This window comes from Allobosea sp., assembly GCF_048595345.1.
In the GTDB taxonomy this organism is placed as follows: Bacteria; Pseudomonadota; Alphaproteobacteria; order Rhizobiales; family Beijerinckiaceae; genus Allobosea.
In genome coordinates, this window is the sequence record NZ_JBMDWH010000176.1 from 1 (window position 1) to 2,430 (window position 2,430).

Genomic DNA, 2,430 nt, shown 5'->3' on the forward strand with positions numbered 1-2,430 from the left:
CAGCATCGCCTTGTTGGCGGTGGCCGGCACGCCGTTCAGCGCATTGAACGCCGCCATCGCCGTCATCGCGCCGGCATCGAACGAGGCTTTGAACGGCGGCAGGAAGAGGTCGTAGAGCTGGCTCGTCGGGATCCAGGTCGAATTGTAGTCGCGCCCGCCCTCGGCCGCGCCATAGCCAACGAAATGCTTCGGCGTCGTCGCCACCCCACCGCGCTGATACCCATGGGTGCGCGCAGCGGCCACGACGGAGCCGAGATAGGCATCCTCCCCCGCCCCCTCGAGCACGCGGCCCCAGCGCGGATCGCGGGAGATGTCGACCATCGGCGCGAAGGTCCAGTTGACGCCCGCCGCCGAAGCCTCTCGCCCGGTCCAATAGGCCGCCTGCTCGATCAGCTCCGGGTTCCAGCTCGCCGCCTGGCCGAGCGGCAGCGGGAAATAGGTCGAGAAGCCATGGACCGCGTCGAGCCCGATGATCAGCGGGATTTTGAGGCGGCTCTCGCGCGCCGCCTTCTGCACCGCGAGGATCTCGGCGGGCACGACGAAATTCATCACCGCGCCCATGTCGCCCGAGCGGATCTGGCGGGCATCGAAGCCATCGCCGCGGCCCGAAAGGTGCAACTGCCCGACCTTCTCCTCCAGCGTCATGCGCTTCAGAAGCGCATCGACCTTGCGCTCGATCGCCTGCGCCTCCCGGCCGGTCTTCCAGGCGATCGGCTGCTGGGCCGAGACGATCGAGGCCGGCAGCAGGCACAGCAGGGCAACGACGAGCCGCAAAAGCATGAAGAAAAACTCTCCGGTGAGCGCGGGGCGTGGAGCCCTGCGCCTACAGGATCGGGCCGGGAGGCTCAACCGGCGATGAACGGCCCTCTCCCTTCAGCCCTCATTCGTGAGGAGCCGCGCCAGCGGCATCTCGAAGGATGAGGGCTGGTGATCCGGATCTTCGTTCAGCCCCACGCCATCGTGGCGCGCCCGTTGCATGGCGATGGCCATGTCCTCCGCCAGCGGCTAACAGGGTGCGAAGCCATGTCAGAGACAGCCATCGCCATGAGTCCGCAGCGACATCGCTTCTACGAAGACCTGCTCGCCATCGCGCTCGGCGCGCTGATGGTGAGCGTCGGAATCGTCTTCTTCGCCAAGGCCACCGTTCTGACCGGCGGCGCGGCCGGGTTGGCGCTGCTGCTGCAATTCGCCGCGGGCTGGAATTTCAGCCTGCTGTTCTTCGTCATCAACCTGCCCTTCTACTGGCTGGCGCTGCGGCGGATGGGCCTGCCCTTCACCATGCGCACCATCGCTGCAGTGGGCCTGATCTCGCTCTTCGTCTGGGCGACTCCGCACTGGCTGCGCATCGAATCGGTCGCGCCGCTCTATGCGGCGATCGCCGGCGGCGTCGCGATGGGGCTCGGTTTGCTGGCGCTGGCGCGCCACCGCACCGCCATCGGCGGCGTCAACATCCTCGCGCTCTACCTTCAGGAGCGGCATGGCTGGCGCGCCGGCTGGGTCCAGCTCGGCATCGACGCGATGATCTTCACCGCCGCCCTGTTCCTGATCCCGCTGGACAAGGTGGCGCTCTCGCTGGTCGGCACGGTGGTGATCAACGCCATCCTGGCGATGAACCACAAGCCCGGCCGCTACATGGCGGTGTCCTAGACGGCGTCATGCTCGGGCTTGCCCCGAGCATCTCTCGAACCAGTGTCCGCTCGTCACGTGATTCTCGGGTCTGCGCTCCGCCTCGCCCGAGAATGACGGCTGCACCATAGACGCGGTTGCACCCTGCCGGCCGTCATGCGAGTCACATCGCCGGACGCGAACGGCGAGACAAACCATGGCCCAGCCCCTGACGATCGAAGATCTGCGCATCCTGGCCAAGCGCCGCGTGCCGCGCATGTTCTACGACTACGCCGATTCCGGCGCCTGGACCGAAGGCACCTACCGCGCCAACGAAAGCGATTTCGCCAAGGTGAAGCTGCGCCAGCGCGTCGCGGTGGACATGACGAACCGCTCGCTCGCCTCCACCATGATCGGCCAGCCGGTCGCGATGCCGGTCGCCATTGCGCCGACCGGCATGACCGGGATGCAGCATGCCGATGGCGAGATCCTCGCCGCCCGCGCCGCCGCCAAGGCCGGCGTGCCCTTCACCCTCTCGACCATGAGCATCTGCTCGATCGAGGACGTCGCCAACCACACCAGCGCGCCCTTCTGGTTCCAGCTTTCTGTGATGAAGGACCGCGACTTCATCTCCCGCCTGATCCAGCGCGCAAAGGCGGCCGGCTGCTCGGCCCTGGTGCTGACGCTCGACCTGCAGATCCTCGGCCAGCGCCACAAGGACATCCGCAACGGCCTCTCCGCCCCGCCCAAGCCCACGCTGGCGAACCTGATCAACCTCGCCTTCAAGCCCCGCTGGTGCCTGAAGATGCTGGACACGCCGCGCCG

General features: G+C 67.4%; 3 protein-coding genes. 2 read left to right on the top strand and 1 reads right to left on the bottom strand.

What is annotated here, in order from left to right:
• Nucleotides 1–780, bottom strand: a 780-nt coding sequence (locus ACOJTB_RS16175; protein WP_420103553.1) for a glycoside hydrolase family 3 protein, incomplete at its 3' end; no start/stop codon positions are given.
• A 243-nt stretch (nt 781–1,023) separates the two neighbouring features.
• Between ACOJTB_RS16175 and ACOJTB_RS16180 the strand changes: the two genes are divergently transcribed.
• Both ACOJTB_RS16180 and ACOJTB_RS16185 read left to right on the top strand, forming a co-directional pair.
• Nucleotides 1,024–1,647: a YitT family protein gene (locus ACOJTB_RS16180; protein WP_420103554.1), complete on the top strand. Its 624-nt coding sequence runs from the start codon at nt 1,024–1,026 to the stop codon at nt 1,645–1,647.
• Between the two features lie 175 nt (nt 1,648–1,822).
• Nucleotides 1,823–2,430, top strand: a 608-nt coding sequence (locus tag ACOJTB_RS16185) for an alpha-hydroxy acid oxidase (protein WP_420103555.1), incomplete at its 3' end; no start/stop codon positions are given.

Coding starts and splice junctions, on each gene's coding strand:
- ACOJTB_RS16180 (WP_420103554.1), top strand. CDS start 1,024: ATGTCAGAGACAGCCATCGCCATGAGTCCGCAGCGACATCGCTTCTAC.